Source organism: Streptosporangium sp. NPDC050284, from assembly GCF_044459525.1.
GTDB lineage: Bacteria > Actinomycetota > Actinomycetes > Streptosporangiales > Streptosporangiaceae > Streptosporangium.
Genome location: NZ_JBITIZ010000001.1, coordinates 891397 through 908383, shown reverse-complemented (window position 1 = coordinate 908383; position 16987 = coordinate 891397). Strand labels below are relative to the sequence as shown.

Annotated in this window: 15 protein-coding genes; 10 read left to right on the top strand and 5 right to left on the bottom strand. The window is 69.2% G+C overall.

Going from position 1 to position 16987, the window contains the following annotated elements:
- The first annotated feature begins 178 nt into the window (after positions 1-178).
- The 6 genes from ACIBH4_RS03905 to ACIBH4_RS03880 all read left to right on the top strand — a co-directional run bounded on the left by ACIBH4_RS03905 (position 179) and on the right by ACIBH4_RS03880 (position 7044).
- Positions 179-1528, top strand: coding sequence for an extracellular solute-binding protein (locus ACIBH4_RS03905; protein WP_362505731.1), 1350 nt, complete (start codon positions 179-181; stop codon positions 1526-1528).
- Positions 1529-1611: 83 nt separating this feature from the next.
- Positions 1612-2589 carry a sugar ABC transporter permease gene (locus tag ACIBH4_RS03900; protein ID WP_362505728.1) on the top strand — a complete coding sequence of 326 codons (978 nt, stop codon included), beginning with the start codon at positions 1612-1614 and terminating at the stop codon, positions 2587-2589.
- A gap of 92 nt (positions 2590-2681) precedes the next feature.
- On the top strand, positions 2682-3488 hold the full coding sequence (locus ACIBH4_RS03895; protein WP_362505725.1) for a carbohydrate ABC transporter permease: 807 nt from the start codon (positions 2682-2684) through the stop codon (positions 3486-3488).
- A gap of 35 nt (positions 3489-3523) precedes the next feature.
- Complete coding sequence (locus ACIBH4_RS03890; RefSeq protein WP_362506321.1) at positions 3524-4909, top strand: GH1 family beta-glucosidase; 1386 nt, start codon at positions 3524-3526, stop codon at positions 4907-4909.
- A 34-nt stretch (positions 4910-4943) separates the two neighbouring features.
- Positions 4944-5951, top strand: a complete 1008-nt coding sequence (locus ACIBH4_RS03885) for a LacI family DNA-binding transcriptional regulator (protein ID WP_362505722.1) — start codon at positions 4944-4946, stop codon at positions 5949-5951.
- 103 nt (positions 5952-6054) lie between these two features.
- Positions 6055-7044 (top strand): phosphotransferase, encoded by a 990-nt coding sequence (locus ACIBH4_RS03880; RefSeq protein WP_362505719.1) that lies wholly within the window; start codon positions 6055-6057, stop codon positions 7042-7044.
- Positions 7045-7110: 66 nt separating this feature from the next.
- Here the strand turns inward: ACIBH4_RS03880 and ACIBH4_RS03875 are convergent, their stop codons facing one another.
- Positions 7111-7518, bottom strand: a complete 408-nt coding sequence (locus tag ACIBH4_RS03875; protein ID WP_362505716.1) for a YkvA family protein — start codon at positions 7516-7518, stop codon at positions 7111-7113.
- Positions 7519-7747: 229 nt separating this feature from the next.
- Here ACIBH4_RS03875 and ACIBH4_RS03870 point away from each other — a divergent pair, with 229 nt between their 5' ends.
- Positions 7748-8965 (top strand): FAD-dependent oxidoreductase, encoded by a 1218-nt coding sequence (locus tag ACIBH4_RS03870; protein WP_362765578.1) that lies wholly within the window; start codon positions 7748-7750, stop codon positions 8963-8965.
- Between the two features lie 65 nt (positions 8966-9030).
- On the top strand, positions 9031-10362 hold the full coding sequence (locus tag ACIBH4_RS03865; protein WP_362765575.1) for a class II 3-deoxy-7-phosphoheptulonate synthase: 1332 nt from the start codon (positions 9031-9033) through the stop codon (positions 10360-10362).
- Between the two features lie 91 nt (positions 10363-10453).
- Here ACIBH4_RS03865 and trxA read toward each other — a convergent pair whose 3' ends face one another.
- Both trxA and ACIBH4_RS03855 read right to left on the bottom strand, forming a co-directional pair.
- Positions 10454-10825 (bottom strand): thioredoxin, encoded by a 372-nt coding sequence (gene trxA / locus ACIBH4_RS03860; protein WP_344748620.1) that lies wholly within the window; start codon positions 10823-10825, stop codon positions 10454-10456.
- A gap of 296 nt (positions 10826-11121) precedes the next feature.
- The gene (locus tag ACIBH4_RS03855; RefSeq protein WP_362505703.1) at positions 11122-13503 is read right to left on the bottom strand and encodes an ExeM/NucH family extracellular endonuclease; all 2382 of its coding nucleotides are present in this window, start codon (positions 13501-13503) and stop codon (positions 11122-11124) included.
- Between the two features lie 163 nt (positions 13504-13666).
- On the opposite strand from ACIBH4_RS03855, the gene ACIBH4_RS03850 reads away from it, so the two are divergent.
- Entirely contained in the window at positions 13667-14716 is a 1050-nt protein-coding gene (locus ACIBH4_RS03850) for a pentapeptide repeat-containing protein (RefSeq protein ID WP_362505700.1), read from the top strand.
- A gap of 81 nt (positions 14717-14797) precedes the next feature.
- Here the strand turns inward: ACIBH4_RS03850 and ACIBH4_RS03845 are convergent, their stop codons facing one another.
- Positions 14798-15634 (bottom strand): alpha/beta hydrolase, encoded by an 837-nt coding sequence (locus tag ACIBH4_RS03845; RefSeq protein ID WP_362505697.1) that lies wholly within the window; start codon positions 15632-15634, stop codon positions 14798-14800.
- Positions 15635-15800: 166 nt separating this feature from the next.
- Between ACIBH4_RS03845 and ACIBH4_RS03840 the strand changes: the two genes are divergently transcribed.
- A complete protein-coding gene (locus ACIBH4_RS03840) occupies positions 15801-16487 on the top strand; it encodes a permease prefix domain 1-containing protein (RefSeq protein ID WP_362765572.1) in 687 nt (228 codons plus the stop codon).
- A gap of 18 nt (positions 16488-16505) precedes the next feature.
- On the opposite strand, the gene ACIBH4_RS03835 is transcribed toward ACIBH4_RS03840, so the two are convergent.
- Complete coding sequence (locus ACIBH4_RS03835) at positions 16506-16835, bottom strand: helix-turn-helix transcriptional regulator (protein ID WP_362505691.1); 330 nt, start codon at positions 16833-16835, stop codon at positions 16506-16508.
- Between the last annotated feature and the right edge of the window lie 152 nt (positions 16836-16987).

Sequence of the window (16987 nt, the reverse complement as noted above, 5' to 3'; positions counted from 1 at the left end):
ATGTAACGGTTGAGTTTCGGCATATTGACGTCCTGGTTGCCTATCGTCCACTCTTCGTGGGAGCGCTCCCAAAAGCACATTGAGGAACGATCTCGTCGCGACGACCGCGTTTGTCGGGGACCGGTCCGCGATGTCGCCTCCCAATGAAATTCGGGCGACCACCTGAGAGGGGTCCGGAATGTTGAACAACAAGCGACACGGCAAGCTCGCCGCCGTCGCGGTCATGGCGGCCACCGCCCTGGCCATCACGTCATGCAGCTCCAGCGAGCCGGCGGCACCCGCCGCGGAGGGCGGTTCCTCCGCCCCGGCCGAGCCGGTAACCATCACCGTGCACACCTTCGGCGGCGGTGAGAACTTCGGCTACGACAAGGCCGTGGAGACGTGGAACGCGGCGAACCCGAACATCCAGGTCAAGTACCAGAACCTGACCGACCGTTTCGAGGACGTCTATCTTCCGCAGCTGCTCCAGCGCCTGCAGGCCAACAGTGGCGCGGCCGACATCATCGCCCTGGACGAGGGCGCGATGGGTCTCATGAAGGCCCGCCCGCAGTTCTTCACCGACCTTGCCGAGTACGGGCTGGACAGCCGTAAGGCCGACTTCCCCGCAGCGAAGTGGGACAACGGCATCAACGCCGACAACAAGCTCTTCGCGCTGGGCACCGACATCGGTGGCATGACCATGTGCTACCGCAAGGACCTGTTCGAGAAGGCGGGCCTGCCCACCGACCGCGAGGAGGTCGGCAAGCTCTGGCCGGACTGGAACGCCTTCAAGGCGATCGGCGAGAAGTTCAAGGCCGCCAACCCCGGCAAGACCGACCCCAAGTTCCTCGACGGCCCGAACACGCTCTACAACGTGATCCTGTCGCAGGAGGCGCCGAAGAACGGCAACGTCGCCTACTTCGACAAGAGCAACCAGCTCATCATCGAGAGCAACCCGGCCATCAAGACCTCCTTCGACACGGTGAAGGACTTCAGCGAGGCGGGCCTGACCGCCAAGCTGGCCTCGTTCACCCCGCCGTGGAACGCCGCGATCAAGAAGGGCGCCTTCGCGACCATGGGCTGCCCGGCCTGGATGCTCGGCGTGGTCTCCGGTGCGGCCGGCGACGACAACAAGGGCAAGTGGGACGTCGCGTCCGTGCCCGGCGGCGCGGGCAACTGGGGTGGCTCCTACCTCGCGATTCCCAAGCAGAGCAAGCACCCCAAGGAGGCCGCCGAGGTCCTGAACTACCTCACCGGCAAGGAGGGCCACGTCATGGCCTTCCAGGAGGCCGCGGCCTTCCCGAGCTCCATCCCCGCCCAGCAGGACCCGGCGGTCGCCGACCTGAAGAACCCGTTCTTCAACGACGCGCCGACCGGTCAGATCTTCGGTGCCTCGGTCAAGGACCTGCTGCCCGTGTTCCTCGGCGAGAAGCACGCCCAGGTCAAGACCGCGGTGGAGAAGGTGCTTGAGGGCATGGACCAGGGCTCGGTCCCCTACGACCAGGCCTGGACCAAGTTCCTTGAGGCCGGCGTCAAGGCAGCGGGCTGATCCCCGTACCGACCCGCATCGGCCCGGCTGCGGCGATCCCGCAGCCGGGCCGGTCGCCTGCCCCCGCTGAAAGGCTCTGACCGATGACACTGCACGTCGACTCCCCGGCCGCGCCGCCACGGCCCAGCCCTCGCCGGTCCGGCGGGCGCCGCGGACCGAAGCAGGGCGGTGGGTGGTCCCGCTTCGACCTCCGGGCGACCCCCTACTTCCTCGTATCCCCGTACTTCCTGCTTTTCGCGATCTTCGGCGTCTTCCCCCTCGGCTACACCCTCTGGGTCTCCCTGCACGACTGGGAGCTCGCCGGAGACAAGACCCTCGTCGGCCTCGACAACTACATCGAGCTGATCACCGACGAGGCCTTCTGGAACGCGGTGATCAACACCCTCGGCATGTTCGTCATGTCGACGATCCCGCAGCTCGTCCTGGCCCTCCTGCTGGCCAACGCGCTCAACAAGCGCATCCGGGGACGGCTCTTCTTCCGCCTCGGCGTACTGCTGCCGCTGATCACCTCCGTCGTCGCCGTCGCCGTCGTCTTCACCCAGCTCTACGGGCGCGACTACGGCATGATCAACTGGTTCCTGAGCTTCTTCGGGGTCGACGCGATCAACTGGCAGAACGAGAAGTGGTCCGCGTGGATCGCGATCTCCACGATGATCGACTGGCGCTGGACCGGCTACAACTCGATCATCCTGCTCGCCGCCATGCAGACCATCCCCAAGGACCTCTACGAGGCCGCCGCCATCGACGGTGCCACGCCCAGGCGGCAGTTCTGGCAGATCACCATCCCGATGCTCCGCCCGACGATCATCTTCGTCGTCTTCATCTCCACCATCGGCGGCCTGACGCTGTTCACCGAGCCGGTCATGTTCGACGGCAACCCGACGATGAGCGGCGGCGCCACCGGCCAGTACCAGACCGTGGCGATGTTCATCGTCAAGGAGGCGTTCCGCGACTTCGACTTCGGCTACGCCGCCGCGGCCTCGTGGCTGCTGTTCGCACTGATCCTCATCGGGACACTCATCAACTACTCCTTCACCCGCCGTATCGGGGGTTCCAAGTGACGGCCACCCAGCTCCGGCGGCCCCCCGCGCAGCACTCCCGACGCCCCTCGGGCCAGTCGGCCGCGCGAAACCGCATCTGGGACGCGGGCCCGATGACGAAGGTCGTCCTGGCCTTCGCCCTCGTGCTGTCGGCGTTCCCCATCTACTACATGTTCATCATGGCCACCCGGACCAACGAGGAGGCCATCGACGTACCCCCGCCGCTGTTCCCCGGCGGCCACCTCGGTGAGAACATCGCGCGACTGCTGTCCACCGAGGACGCCTACTTCATGACCGGCCTGATCAACTCGGCCATCGTCTCGGTCACCGTGACGGTCTCGGTCGTGCTGATCTCCACCCTCGCCGGCTTCGCCTTCGCGAAACTGCGCTTCAAGGGCAGCAAGATCCTGCTGGGCCTGATCCTGGTGACGATGATGGTCCCGCTCCAGCAGATGGGCGTCGTGCCGCTGTACGAGCTCATGGTCACGCTCGGCTGGACCGGTCAGCTGAAGGCGGTGATCCTGCCCTTCCTGGTCAACGGCTTCGGGGTCTTCATGATGACCCAGTACGCCACCCAGGCGGTGCCGGACGAACTGGTCGAGGCGGCCCGTGTCGACGGCGCCTCCACCATGCGCATCTATCTCAACGTCATCCTCCCGGCGCTCCGGCCGGGTATGGCGGTGCTCACGCTCCTGGTCTTCATGCAGACCTGGAACGAGTTCATGTGGCCGTTGATCGTGCTGAACCCGGACAACCCGGTGGTCCAGACCTCGATCGCGGCGCTCAACCAGGCCCACGGAACCGACTACGTGATGCTGTTCACCGGCACCGCGGCATCGGTCCTGCCGCTGTTCATCGTTTTCATCGCGTTCGGCCGCCAGATCGTCGGCGGACTCATGGAAGGTGCGGTCAAGGCGTGACCACGCAAGAGACGCGGATCAAGAGCCCGGATCTAATGTTTCCGACGAACTTCGTCTGGGGTGCGGCCACCTCCGCCTACCAGATCGAGGGCGCTGTCTCGGAGGGCGGCCGAGGCCGCTCCATCTGGGACACCTTCGTCAAGCAGCCGGGAAAGGTGGTGAACGGCGAGCACGCCGACATCGCCATCGACCATTACAACCGCTACCGGGACGACGTGCGGATGATGGCCGAACTCGGCCTCAGCGCGTATCGGTTCTCCGTCTCCTGGCCCCGGATCCAGCCCGAGGGGCGCGGGGCCGTCAACCCCGCGGGCATCGACTTCTACAGCCGCCTGGTCGACGAACTCCTCTCCCGGGGCGTCGACCCGTGGGTGACGCTCTACCACTGGGACCTGCCCCAGCCCCTGGAAGACGCGGGCGGCTGGCCCGCACGGGACACGTCGAAGCGCTTCGCCGACTACGCGGTGGCCGTGCACGACGCGCTGAGCGACCGGGTCCGCAACTGGAGCACGGTCAACGAGCCCTGGTGCTCGGCGTACCTCGGGTACGCCTCGGGAGAGCACGCCCCCGGCCGGCGTGAGCCGGAAAAGGCCGTGTACGCCGCCCACCACCTCCTGCTCGCGCACGGCCTGGCCGCGCAGGCGATCCGTGCCCAGCGGCCCGAGAGCATGATCGGCGGCTGCGTCAACCTGTACGCGATCTCGCCCCAGACCTCCTCGGAGGCCGACCAGGACGCCGCCCGCCGCATCGACGGGCTGCAGAACCGTTTCTTCCTGGACGCCCTGCTCAAGGGCGAGTACCCCGACGACGTCCTGGAGGACCTCGGCCGGCCCGAAGGGCTCGTCCACGACGGGGACATGGAGATCATCTCAACGCCGCTGGACAAGCTGCTGATCAACTACTACAGCCGCTTCACCGTCTCGGGAACCCCCGGCGGCGCCGCGTCGGCCGCGGCGGCGCCCACCGACAGCGGGTCGCCCTGGGTCGGTAGCGAGCACGTGTCGTTCGTCGAGGGCGGGCGGCCCGTGACGGCCATGGGCTGGGAGATCGACCAGTCGGGGCTGCTGGAGATCCTGCACCGGCTGACCACCGAGTACCCGCGCGTCCCCCTGATCATCTCCGAGAACGGCGCGGCCTTCGACGACGTCGTGGGCCCCGACGGGGTCGTCCACGACCGCGACCGGGTCGACTACTTCGACGCCCACCTGCGCACCTGCCACGCCGCCATCGAGGCCGGGATCCCGCTGGAGGGCTACTTCGCCTGGTCGCTGATGGACAACTTCGAGTGGGCGTGGGGGTACGGCAAGCGGTTCGGGCTGGTACACGTCGATTATGAGACCCAGATTAGAGTTCCCAAAGAGAGCGCTCTCTGGTATGCCGGGACCATCAGGCGTGGAGGCCTGAGCGGTCCGGCAGAATAGGGGCCCGGAAATTCATCACTGGGGGCACAATCACATGAACGGCGACCGTCGTCCGACGCTTGAGGCGGTCGCGGCCCTGGCAGGTGTCGGCCGGGGCACGGTGTCGCGGGTCATCAACGGCTCGCCGAAAGTGAGCGAGAGGGCTCGCGACGCCGTGCTGCGGGCGATCCAGGAGTTGGGCTACGTGCCCAACCGGGCGGCCCGCGCGCTGGTCACCCGGCGCACCGACACCGTGGCACTGGTCGTCTCGGAGTCGGAACTGAGGGTCTTCGACGAGCCGTACTTCGCCGGGACCATCCGCGGCATCGGCTCGGCCCTGTCGGAGACCGGCCTGCAACTGATCCTCGCGATGGCGCAGTCGGCGCAGGAGCACGAGCGGCTGGAGCACTATCTGACCGGGCAGCACGTCGACGGGGTGCTGCTGATCTCTCTGCACGGCGCCGACCCGCTGCCGGGGCGGCTGGAGGCGATGGGCGTGCCGACCGTCATCGGCGGTCGGCCGGTCGGCCTCACCCCCTACAGCTACGTCGACGTCGACAACCGGGCCGGGGCCAGGCAGGCGGTCAAATACCTGCTGAGCAAGGGCCGCCGCCGGATCGCCACCATCGCGGGCACCCAGGACATGGGGGTGGGCGTCGACCGGCTCGCGGGCTACCGCGACGCGCTGATCGCGACCGGCGTGAGCGAGATGGTGACGTACGGCGACTTCAGCGAGGAGAGCGGCATGGCCGCGATGCACAGGCTCCTCGCCGAACACCAGGACCTCGACGCCGTCTTCACCGCCTCCGATCCGATGGCGCTGGGCGCGATGCGTGTGCTGCGCGAGGCGGGAAAGTCGATTCCCGATGACGTGGCGGTGATCGGCTTCGACGACTCCCCCGCGGGGGCGCACTCCTCGCCCGCTTTGACCACCGTGCACCAGCCCACCGAGTCGATGGGCCGGCAGATGGCCCATCTGCTCGTCGCCCGCATCAACGGCGAGCAGCTGGAGCAGCCGGTGGTCATACTGGACACCCACCTGATCGAGCGCGACTCCGCCTGACCTGCCCTCAAAGGCCGGCGCCCACCTTCCTCCCCTGCCCGGCGCGCCACGTCCAGGCCGCACCACCGTTCCCCAGCCGCGCCGAGGCAGGACGAGGTAGGACATGGACAGCAGAACGAAACGCCCGCTCACGCTCGCCCAGCTCGACGCGCTGGCGCGGCGGGCCCTGGGGGGCGGCCTCTCCTCCGCCACCGAGCTCACCGGCGGCTTCGCCAACGCCGTGTGGCGGCTCACCCTGCTGGACGGGCGGGAGGTGGTACTGAAACTGTCACCGCCACCAGAGCTGGAGCAGCTGCGCTACGAGCGCAACCTGTTGCGTACCGAGGCCACGGTCTACGGTCTGGCCGCTCAGGCGGGAATTCCGGTCCCCGAGCTGCTGCGCGCCGGGTTCGACGATCCGGTGCTGGGCGGCGACTACCTGGTCCTGTCCGCCCTCGACGGGGTGCCGTGGAGCCAGGCGAAACCGGCGAAGGCCGACCGGCGGGCCCTGCGCAGGGAGCTCGGCGGCCACCTGGCCAGGCTGCACGCGATCACCGGCGACGTCTACGGCTACCCGTACGCGGGTCTGACCGGCGGCACGTGGCGGGAGGCGTTCCTGGTGATGACCGATGCGATCCTGGCCGACGCGGGCCGCTACGCCACCCCGCTGCCGAGGCCGGTGTCCGAGATCGCGGCGGCGATCGAGGCAGGCGCGAGCGCGTTGGAGGAGGTCGTGACCCCCTGCCTCGTCCACTTCGACCTGGGGTCGGGCAACGTCTTCCTGACCCGCGACGAGACACCGCGCATCCAGGCGATCATCGACCACGAGCGGGCCTTCTGGGGTGACCCGCTCGCCGACTTCGTCGCCCCGACGATCTTCGGCGAGCTGGAGGAGTCCGATCCGATCGTCGCCGGATACCGCGACGCGGGCGGCGTCGTGGAGTTCACCGGCCCCGCCCGTACCCGGATGGTCCTCTACCGCCTCTATCTGGCGCTGATGATCCTGATCGAGAACGGCCCCCGCCAGTATCCGGAGAAGGAGTACGCCCCTCTGCGGGACCGCTGCGCCGCCGACGTGCTCGAAGCCCTCGACAAGCTCTCGGCGGCGCCGTGACCCGCGTCGCTCAGATGACCTGAGCCGCTCGTCGCCGTCCACCGGTGCGGGAGGCGCGACTCGCGACTATCCCGGCTCTCCGACGAGGCGCCGAACGACGGCGAGCCCTTCGGGCGTACCGGGCCAGTGTCCTGCCAGCGCGTCGGGACCCGCACGTCTGACGACCGACCGCAGGACGAAGGCGACGACGATCGCGTCGTCGGCGTAGCCGAGCACCGGGATGAAGTCGGGGATCAGGTCGATGGGCAGTGCCAGGTAGCCCAGCAGCAGCCACAGCCGGACCCGCACCCCGCGAGGCAGGCCGTCGTCGCGCGCGAGCCTGGTGACCAGGCGGAGCAGATCGGGCAGTAGGCGCAACGCCTCGCCCAGGGCGCCGCCTCTGGGGCGCGCGATCACCAGGAAGACGGCGAGGGTGAGCCAGAGCATCAGCAGGCCCCCCGCGATCGCCGCAGCCACCTTCCAGACCTCGGCCACCTTCCCTCGCCTTCCTCGTTCTCACCGGTTCTCACCGGTTCTCACCGCCCGCGAACGCCCTTCACATCGACGGTTCCGTGGCAGCGGAACGGGCATGGCCAGACCGGAGGTCAGGATACGCGCCCTCGGGAAGACGGTCCGAGGCGAAAAGCTTTGATCACCACTATCGCCCCCCAACCTGCTTTCCTTCCCCCGGGTCCTGTGTCAGAATTTCACTAGGTGATGAATTATGCGGAGAAACACATGCGTGATCGCCGGGGGCGGCCCGGCGGGGGCGATGCTGGCGCTGCTGCTGGCGAGGGCAGGCGTCGAGGTGACGCTCCTGGAGAAACACGAGGACTTCCTGCGGGACTTCAGGGGCGACACCATCCACCCCTCGACCCTCCAGATCCTCGACGAGCTGGGGCTGGCCGAGCAGTTCCACCGGCTGCCGCACCGCAAGGCGTACGGGATGGAGATCCACACCGACGACGCCACGGTGCCAATCGCCAATCTGAGGCGACTCAAAGGCAAATATCAATACATCGCCTTTGTCCCGCAGTGGGAGTTCCTCGACCTGCTCACCACCGCCGCCGGGCGCTACCCGAACTTCCGCCTCGTCATGAAGGCCGAGGTGTACGGGGTGATCCGCGAGGGCGACGCGGTGCGCGGGGTCCGCTACCGAGACCCCTCGGGCGAGCACGAACTGCGCGCGACCCTCACCGTGGCCGCCGACGGCCGCCACTCCGACGTACGCCGGGCCGCCGGGCTCGTTCCCGTTGAGCACAGCGCCCCCATGGACGTGGTCTGGTTCCGGCTGCCGCGCGAGCCCTCCGATCCCGACAAGACGTTCCTGCGGCTCTCCAACGGCCACATGATGGTGTCGATCAACCGTGAGACCTACTGGCAGCTCGCCTACCTGATCGAAAAGGGCGGCTTCGAAACCCTGCGCTCGGAGGGGATCGAGGCGCTGCGCGGGCCGGTCGCCAGACTCCTGCCCTTCCTCGACGACCGGGTCGGGCGGCTGCGGGACTTCGGGGAGGTCAGCGTGCTCTCGGTCGCGCTCAACCGGCTGCGCCGCTGGCACCGCCCCGGCCTGCTGGTCATCGGCGACGCCGCGCACGCCATGTCGCCGATCTTCGGCGTCGGCATCAACCTCGCCGTACAGGACGCGGTCGCCGCCGCCAACCTGCTGGCCGGGCCGCTCGCCTCCGGGGCCGAGATCCCCGAATCCCTGCTCGCCAGGGTCCAGCGGCGGCGCACCCCGCCCACCATGATCACTCAGTTCGCCCAGCGCGTCGTCCAGAGCCGGCTGATCCGCCCGACGCTGAGCGGGCGCGGCCGGCCGGTGCGGCTACCGCGCGACATCTCCCGCCTTCCGCTCATCGGCTTCCTGGCCAGGCGTTTTGTCGGGTTCGGCGTCCTTCAGGAGCATGTTTCCAGCCCCACGGAATCTCACCAGGTATAAAGTCCTTCTCACTGGGTGGACGATCGGGTCTGTTCTAACACCCGGTTGCAATAGCCTGGTATGTCGTGAGCATCAACCTCGAATCCTGGCGGCGGCTGCCCGCGGCGCAGCAGCCCGAGTGGCCCGACCGTGGCGAGCTGGACAAGGTCGTCACCGAGCTGAAGGGCCTCCCGCCCCTCGTCTTCGCGGGCGAGTGCGACAACCTCAAGGCCGACCTCGCGGCGGTGGCGCGGGGAGAGGCCTTCGTCCTCCAGGGCGGAGACTGCGCCGAGACCTTCGCCGGCGCCACCGCCGACGACGTGCGCAACAAGCTCAAGACACTGCTCCAGATGGCCATCGTGCTGACCTACGCGGCGAAGGTCCCCGTGGTGAAGATCGGCCGGATGGCCGGGCAGTTCGCCAAGCCGCGCTCGAAGAACACCGAGATCCGCGACGGTGTCGAGCTGCCCGCCTACCGGGGCGACATGGTCAACGGCTTCGAGTTCACCCCCGAGTCCCGCGTTCCCGACCCCTGGCGACTGCTGCGGGCGTACCACTCCTCGGCGGTGACGCTCAACCTGGTCCGCGCCTTCACCAAGGGCGGTTACGCCGACCTGCGCCAGGTGCACGCCTGGAACCAGGACTTCGTGATCGAGTCCCCGGCCGGCAAGCGCTACGAGCAGCTCGCCCGTGAGATCGACCAGGCGCTCGCCTTCATGCGCGCCTGCGGGGCGGAGCCCGAGGAGTTCCACACCGTCGAGTTCTACTCCTCGCACGAGGCGCTGATCCTCGACTACGATCAGGCGCTCACCCGGATCGACTCGCGGACCGGCCGGCCGTACGACGTCTCGGCGCACATGGTCTGGATCGGCGAGCGCACCCGCCAGCTCGACGGCGCCCACCTGGAGTTCTTCGCCAGCATCCGCAACCCGATCGGCGTCAAGCTCGGCCCGACGACCAGCTCCGAGGACGCCCTCGCGCTGATCGAGAAGCTCAACCCCGACAACGAGGCCGGACGGCTCACCTTCATCACCCGGATGGGCGCGTCGAAGATCCGCGAGCACCTCCCCGAGCTGGTGGAGAAGGTGACCGCGAGCGGCGCCCAGGTGGCGTGGATCTGCGACCCCATGCACGGCAACACCTTCGAGGCGCCCAGCGGCCACAAGACCCGCCGTCTGGACGACGTCCTGAACGAGGTGGCGGGCTTCTTCGAGGTGCACCGCGCGCTCGGCACCCACCCGGGCGGCGTCCACATCGAGTTCACCGGCGACGACGTCACCGAGTGCGTGGGCGGCGGCGCCGAGATCGTCGAGAACGACCTCGCCAGGCGCTACGAGACGGCCTGCGACCCGCGCCTCAACCGCGGCCAGTCACTTGACCTCGCCTTCAGGGTGGCCGAGCTCTACCGTTCGGTCTGATCTCACCGACCGACTCTCGATCACGTGAAAGCCCCGCTCCATCGGTCTTCCTCCGGTGGCGCGGGGCTTTCACGTGATCGGGAGCCGGGCATCAGCCCTTCTGCGCGCCCAGCTCGTTGGCGAGCTCGGCGCGGATCGCGTCCATGTCGAGCGCGCGAACCTGGCCGATGAGGTCCTCAAGGGCGGGCTCGGGCAGCGCGCCCGGCTGGGCGAAGACGACGATGCCATCACGAATGGCCATGATCGTCGGAATCGAGGTGATCTCGAACCCCTGCGCGAGCGCCTGCTCGGCCTCAGTGTCGATCTTGCCGAACTTGATGTCGGTGTGCTTCGCCGACGACTTCTCGAAAATCGGCCCGAAGGTGCGGCACGGTCCGCACCAGGCCGCCCAGAAGTCCAGCAGGACGATCCCCTCGTCGGCGATGTCGTTGAAGTTCTTCTCGGTTACCTCGATGGTGGCCACCGGTGGCTCCTTCTGTCGTTCACGTCTGTATGGCTGGCATAACCACTTCCCCTCCCCGCGCATTCCATCCCGCCATCCCGCCGGGCATGCTCCTCACACGGCTCGCCGTCCGGCGTCGCGCATCGCATCGGGCGTCTCCTGTCCACCGGAACCGGAAGCCGAGGACGAGGACAAGGGCGAGGGCGAGGGCCGCCCCCACGCCCCTCGCCGGCCGGGACGATCCGGGCCCGGCCATACGGCGAGACCTCCGCGGGGCCGCCCCGCGGAGGTCTCGCGTCAATGTCTCGTGGTCGTGATCAGCGCTTTCCACCGGTCAGCGTCAGTCCGATGATCACGGGGTCGTGGTCGGAGGAGCGGAACGCGTCGGGCTGGTAGAGGCTCGGCGGGTTGAACTCGGTGTTGTAGTCGAGGATCCGGCTCTCGTCGGCGTTGATGTGCCAGATCGTCGCGCTGGTCACGCGCTTGAGCAGGTCCTTGCCGACCAGGGCGTGGTCCAGCTCGCCGACCAGTCCGTCGAAGAGGTAGCTGTAGCGCAGCGGCGCCGGGACGAACCTCTTGGTCACGCTGGTCAGACCCGCCGCCTCCAGGGTGTCGATCGGGTCCTCCTCGCCGTAGGCGTTGAGGTCACCGAGGACGAGCGGGTTGGTCAGGTTCAGGCTGTTGATCAGGCCCAGCGTCGCCTGCGCCTGGCGGATGCGCTCGCCGTTGTAGCAGCTCTGCCCGTCACCCTGGTCGGCGTCGGGGCCCACGGCCTGCGCGTCGCAGCCCTTGGACTTGAAGTGGTTGACCAGCACGGTGAAGGACTGGCCGCCCTGGACCCTGCGGAAGGTCTGGATCAGCGGGGGCCTGCGGAAGACCGGGTCGGTGGAGGAGCGCGCGGCCCCCACCGGCTCGACCTTGCCCGGCTTGTAGATGGCGGTCACATGGATCACGTCGGTGCCGGGGTAGGGGTGGGTGATCGCCGCGTAGGTGCCCGCGCCGACCTCGGCGTTGAGCGCGTCGACCAGGGCCTGCACCGCGGTCTGGCCGTTGTTCTGGACCTCCATGAGGCCGACGACGTCGGCGTTCATGCCCTTCAGCGCGGCGACCAGCTTGGTCAGCTGGCGCTGCTGCTCGGGGGCGTTGCTCGCACCGCGCGAGCCGAGGGTGGTGAACCAGTTGAGCGTGTTGAGGCTGGCCACCTTGACGTTGCCGACGACCGGGAACGGTGCGGGCAGGCGCGGGTTGGTCCGCAGGAAGTTGACCTGCTTCGTCGGCTGGAGGCGGTACTTGCCGAAGCCGTACCCCATCACGCCGGTGACGCCGAGCGCGGTGTCACCAAGGCGGACGGTGCGCGGGTCGGTGTAGGGGATCGTCGGCGGGTTCTCCACCGTGGAGCCGTCGTCCAGCAGCAGGGTGCGCCGCGCGTTCTTGGCGGCGTCCACCCCCGCCCTGTCGGTCGGCTGGAACACGCGCCCCCCGGAGGCGACGGTGACCTCGCCGTAGCGGCCCAGGTTGTAGTGGTCGTTGACGGTGAGCAGCTCGGGGAAGGTGACGAGCATGCTCTCGACGGGCTCGAAGGTGGCGCCCTCGGCGAGCGGCAGCTTCTGCCTGACAGGGGTGATGGTGCCCTTTCCGCAGACGTCCACCGCGGTGACCGGCGACAGCTCGGTCCAGCCGTTGAACTCTATGACCCTGCCGGTGACCAGGACGCGGTCGCCGACCTTGACGTCCTTGAAGGAGTCGCGGGCGAAGGCGAACAGCCCCTCGGAGGTGGCCGGGTCGGAGTCGGGGGTCGGGTCCTGCAGGAAGAAGCCGCTGAGCTGCGTGCTCTTCTGGAGATCGGCGGTCACGACGCCCTCGACGCGGACGGTCTGGCCGGCCAGCGGGCTGACGTCACCGCTCCCCTGCACCTGGGCGATCTGGTGGGTGACCGGAATCTCGCACGGCTCCCCCGGCGGCGTGGGAGTCGGGGTGGGGGTCGGCGTGGGCTCCACCGTCGGGGTCGGCGTGGGGGTGGGGGTCGGCTCGACGTCGCCGCAGGGCGCGGGGGTGGTCGCCCGGTTACGCGGCGCCGGGTCTCCTGTCTCCACGTCGTCACCGTTGACGTCGGTGTCGGCGCAGCCGTGGTCCTTGCGCAGGCCCGCCAGGGCGACCGCGAGGGCGGGGGCGGCGGTGCCCTCGAAGTAGTTGGCGCCGCCGTACCCGATCAGGTCGGCGATGAGTGTCGTCTGCTCCGGCGAGCAGGGAGCGGAGCCGCCGTTGCACGCCAGGCCCGTGGCCGAGCGGACCAGGGCCACCTTGCCCGCGGAGCCGCTCAGGTTGATCGTTCCTGTGGTGTCCGCGGCGGGCAGCGGGGAGCCGTTGGCGCCTCCGGCCAGCTGGACCAGGTGGTACTGGCCGGGCGCGAGGGTGCCCGCCAGGGGGACGACCGGGTTGGCGCCGAAGTTTCCCGTACCGGTGGCGCTCGCGTACTGGACGGACCAGCCGTCCAGGGCGACGGGCGCGGCGCTGCGGTTGAACAGCTCGACGTAGTCGTTGGCGAGCGGTGCTCCGGCGTTGCCGCCACCGCCGTAGACCTGGCTGATGACAACGGTGCCCGGTTCCGCCAGGGCCGGGGATGAGGCGAGGGCCGCGACGCCGCCGGTGGCGAGGCAGGCGGCCACGAGGGCGGCGAACGCCCGGGTTGAAGCACGCATGAACCGGAGCGTAAGGCTCCATGCATTGCTTATCACTCACATATAAGTGGATAGATAGTGAAATCCCGAATATTGACACTTCATGTCTATCCGACCCGGTCAGATATGGCTTTCCTTGACCTAGAAGTCGCTTGTCCCGGCGTTCGCGGGTATCACTGGAATTATGAGAACTCTGGACGTGGGTTGGGTCACCTGCGCCGCCTCCCCCGAGTGCGCCGGATCCGCGCGGCAACCGTACGGGCGATGCCTGGCACATCTGGACACCGCCGAGCTCGACGAGGTTGTCCGCGGCCTCTCCCCCGGTTCCGCCGTCGACCTGCGGGCCACCGTCGTCGGCAGGGACCTGCTGGAGCGGATCCTCACCGCCACCCGAGGGCGCCTGGGCAGGGCCCGGTTCGACTGGGCGACCTTTCCCGAGAGCGTACGGTTCGGCGACATCACGTTCGGCGGGGACGTCTCCTTCGACCACGCGCACTTCCGGCGTCTCGCCTCGTTCTTCAACGCCCGTTTCGCACGCAACGCCTCCTTCAGAGAGGCGAGGTTCGACCGGGGGTTGTCCCTGCACGGTGTCGCCGTCACCGGGCACGCGGCCTTCGACCGGGTCTCCATCGACGGTGACGCCCTGTTCGGTGCCGCCCTCTTCGACCGGACCGCGTCCTTCGAGTGCGCCGACTTCCATGGCTTCGTCACCTTCGACGGCACCGGCTTCGCGGGCGACGCGACCCTGCGAGGGTGCAGGTTCCGCCGTACGGTGTCCTTCCGCAAGACGAGCTTCGGCGGGCTGGCCGGGTTCGACGGCGCGCGTTTCTCTGCGGGCGGCTACCTGGCCCCGATCTCGGTCGGCCGCCACCTCACCCTCGCCGGGGCGTGGGCGGGCAAGGGACTCGACGTGACCACGGGCGGGTGCTCGGTGGACCTGCGGCGCCTGGAGGTGGGCGGGCGGTTGAACGTCCGGCTCGACGACGCCGAGGCCGACCTGGAGGGGGCGACCCTGCGCGGCCCCGCCACGGTAAGGGGCCGGGACGGCGCCAGGGTGACCTCGCTGCACGAGGTGGACGCCGAGGAGCTGGAACTCGCCGACCTGGATCTCAGCACCTGCCTCTTCACCGGCATCCGCCACCCGGAAGGACTCAGGATGAGCGGCTGCGCGCTCGCCGTCGTCCCGCGCGGGACGCGCTGGTGGTCCCTGTGGCGCTCCCCCGACCACGGGTGAGAGCTTTTCGTGCGGCCGGACGGCCCATCGGGGGTCCGGCCGTGCGAGCCGGGGGCGGGGAAGGGCGGGGAGCCGTGGCGGTCAGGAGGTCGTGCGGGTGCTCTCACCCGGGCCGGTTCCCGTCAGGAAGGCCGTGACGTCTTCCGCGAACCGCCCGCTGCGGAAGGCTCCCAGGTGGCCGAGGCCCGGATAGGTGATCAGGCGACCGTCGCAGACCCCCTCGGCGGTCCGCCTGAAGAGCTCGACCGGGTAGTCCAGATCTCTCTCGCCGCCGATGACCAGGGTGGGGGCGGCGATGTCGGCGAGACGGCCGGTCAGGTCGAACCTCTCCTCGGCGTGGGCGAAGGCGAGCATGTCGCGAGGGTCGTCGGGGCGTGCCAGCGGATCCAGCAGCCACAGCAGTACCCCGGCGAGGGCCTGCCCCGCGGGCGAGGCGACGGTCGTGACCGCCTGGTGCTGCAGGCCGCGCCGCCCGGCGGCGACCGCCTCGGTGTAACGGCGCTGGAGCCGCCTGACGCGCGGCGTGAGCCTGCAGGCCGCCCCCGCCACGACCAGCGCGCGGACCGCGTCCGGACGGTCGGCCGCCAGCTGCAGCGCCACCGAGCCTCCCGACGACAGGCCCATCACGTCGACGGGCCCGCCGAACCGCGCGTGCAGGGCATCGGCGTGGCGGGCGGCGATGTCGGCCATGGTGGTTCCCTGGGCCATGCCGGGGGCGCGGCCGACGGCGTACAGCCGGAAGTGGCGTGCCAGCGGGGCCAGCACCCGCAGTTCCAGGCCGCGCACCAGTCCGGTCGGGTTGGTGTGGGCGGGGGTGAACCAGCGCAGTACGACGAGCGGCGTGCCATCGCCGAAGGCGTAGTACGGCAGGCCACCCGCCAGCGTGCCCTCGCGCACCTCAAGATCCTTGGTCCTCACGACGGGCCCCTCCCTCCCACCGGTGCCGCTGGGTTCGAGCGTATTCGCAGGTGGATCTGGGCCGGCTCGGGGTCTTCTCAGGGGCCTCCCCGATGCGCGGGTTCCGAACGGAAGACCAGGATGGGAGACGCGTACCCTGGATGGAAATCGGGCGACTGGAGAGCACATGGCAGGCACCGAGGTCATCGAGGACTACGTGACCGGGCTCAGCCGCGCTCTCAGGGGTCCTCGGAGACCGAAGCTCGACATGATCGCCGAGGCGCGCGACAGCCTGCTCGACACCGCCGAGGCACTGGAGAGCGAGGGCCTGAGGCGTGAGGAGGCCGAGCGGGCCGCGGTCGAGGAGTTCGGGGCGATCCGCGAGATCGCGCCCGGCTACCAGGAGGAGCTGTCCAACTCGGCGGGCCGGAGGCTCGCCGCCCTGCTGTTCGTCACCGTGCCGCTCACCACGGTCATGTGGAGCGTGATCTGGAAGATCTTTCCCGCCGCCCCGGCGTACGAGGCCATGCCGGACTGGTTCGTCCCGGTCGCCCGTAGCGTGGACCTGCTCCAGATGCTCACCGGCGTGATCGGCGGGGTCGCGTTGTTCTCGCTGGGCAGAGGGCTGCGCAGGATCAGGCGGCCCCGGCTCGTCACCCGGGCCCTGGCCATGTTCGTCTGGGCCATGCTGCCGGTCATGCTCGTGCTGTGCGGGGCGTTGATGTTCGGCTCACGCGGCCCGGCCGGGTTCGGCGACTATCCGCCGGGGATCGTCGCGTCGCTGATGAGCTACGTGTTCTGGCTCGCACAGCTGTACTGCGCCTCCCGCTGCCTGAGCATCACCCGGCGCGGGCCCGTCCCCGTGACCGCCTGAGGGCGGCTCAGGAGGGCGTCAGCGGGTGGTGCGCGGTTCCAGGACGCTGCCGATCACCCCGGCGAACTCCCGCCAGGCGGAGCGCTCGCCGGCGAGGGCCGTGCGCCCCGAGGAGGTGAGCCGGTAGGTGCGCCTCCTGCGCCCGCCCACCGTGGCCCACTCGCTGGCCAGGTATCCGGCCTGCTCCAGCCGCCGCAGCGCCGGGTAGACCGTGCCCGTCGGCACGTTCAGCGCGCCGCCGCTGCGCGCCTGAAGCGCCTCGATGATCGCGTAGCCGTGCAGCGGCTCGTGCTCGAGCACGGAGAGCAGCAGGGCGTCCATGTGACCGCGGAGCGCGTCGGTGTTCATCCGGTCACCTCCGCCCGCCGGACGGATCCCGTCTCACCACACCCGGCGGTTCGTTCACTTCGCTGGCTCACGTCGTCAGCCTACCTCTCGTATAGGCATGCTACATGTAGACGTTCTACATGTAGCATGCCTATAGGTAGACAGACACAACA

What these genes read in the sequence shown, in the direction of transcription:
- ACIBH4_RS03905 (WP_362505731.1), top strand. Translation starts at nt 179, where the DNA reads ATGTTGAACAACAAGCGACACGGCAAGCTCGCCGCCGTCGCGGTCATG.
- ACIBH4_RS03900 (WP_362505728.1), top strand. Translation starts at nt 1,612, where the DNA reads ATGACACTGCACGTCGACTCCCCGGCCGCGCCGCCACGGCCCAGCCCT.
- ACIBH4_RS03895 (WP_362505725.1), top strand. Translation starts at nt 2,682, where the DNA reads ATGACGAAGGTCGTCCTGGCCTTCGCCCTCGTGCTGTCGGCGTTCCCC.
- ACIBH4_RS03890 (WP_362506321.1), top strand. Translation starts at nt 3,524, where the DNA reads ATGTTTCCGACGAACTTCGTCTGGGGTGCGGCCACCTCCGCCTACCAG.
- ACIBH4_RS03885 (WP_362505722.1), top strand. Translation starts at nt 4,944, where the DNA reads ATGAACGGCGACCGTCGTCCGACGCTTGAGGCGGTCGCGGCCCTGGCA.
- ACIBH4_RS03880 (WP_362505719.1), top strand. Translation starts at nt 6,055, where the DNA reads ATGGACAGCAGAACGAAACGCCCGCTCACGCTCGCCCAGCTCGACGCG.
- ACIBH4_RS03870 (WP_362765578.1), top strand. Translation starts at nt 7,748, where the DNA reads ATGCGGAGAAACACATGCGTGATCGCCGGGGGCGGCCCGGCGGGGGCG.
- ACIBH4_RS03855 (WP_362505703.1), bottom strand. Translation starts at nt 13,503, where the DNA reads ATGCGTGCTTCAACCCGGGCGTTCGCCGCCCTCGTGGCCGCCTGCCTC.
- ACIBH4_RS03850 (WP_362505700.1), top strand. Translation starts at nt 13,667, where the DNA reads ATGAGAACTCTGGACGTGGGTTGGGTCACCTGCGCCGCCTCCCCCGAG.
- ACIBH4_RS03840 (WP_362765572.1), top strand. Translation starts at nt 15,801, where the DNA reads ATGGCAGGCACCGAGGTCATCGAGGACTACGTGACCGGGCTCAGCCGC.
- ACIBH4_RS03835 (WP_362505691.1), bottom strand. Translation starts at nt 16,835, where the DNA reads ATGAACACCGACGCGCTCCGCGGTCACATGGACGCCCTGCTGCTCTCC.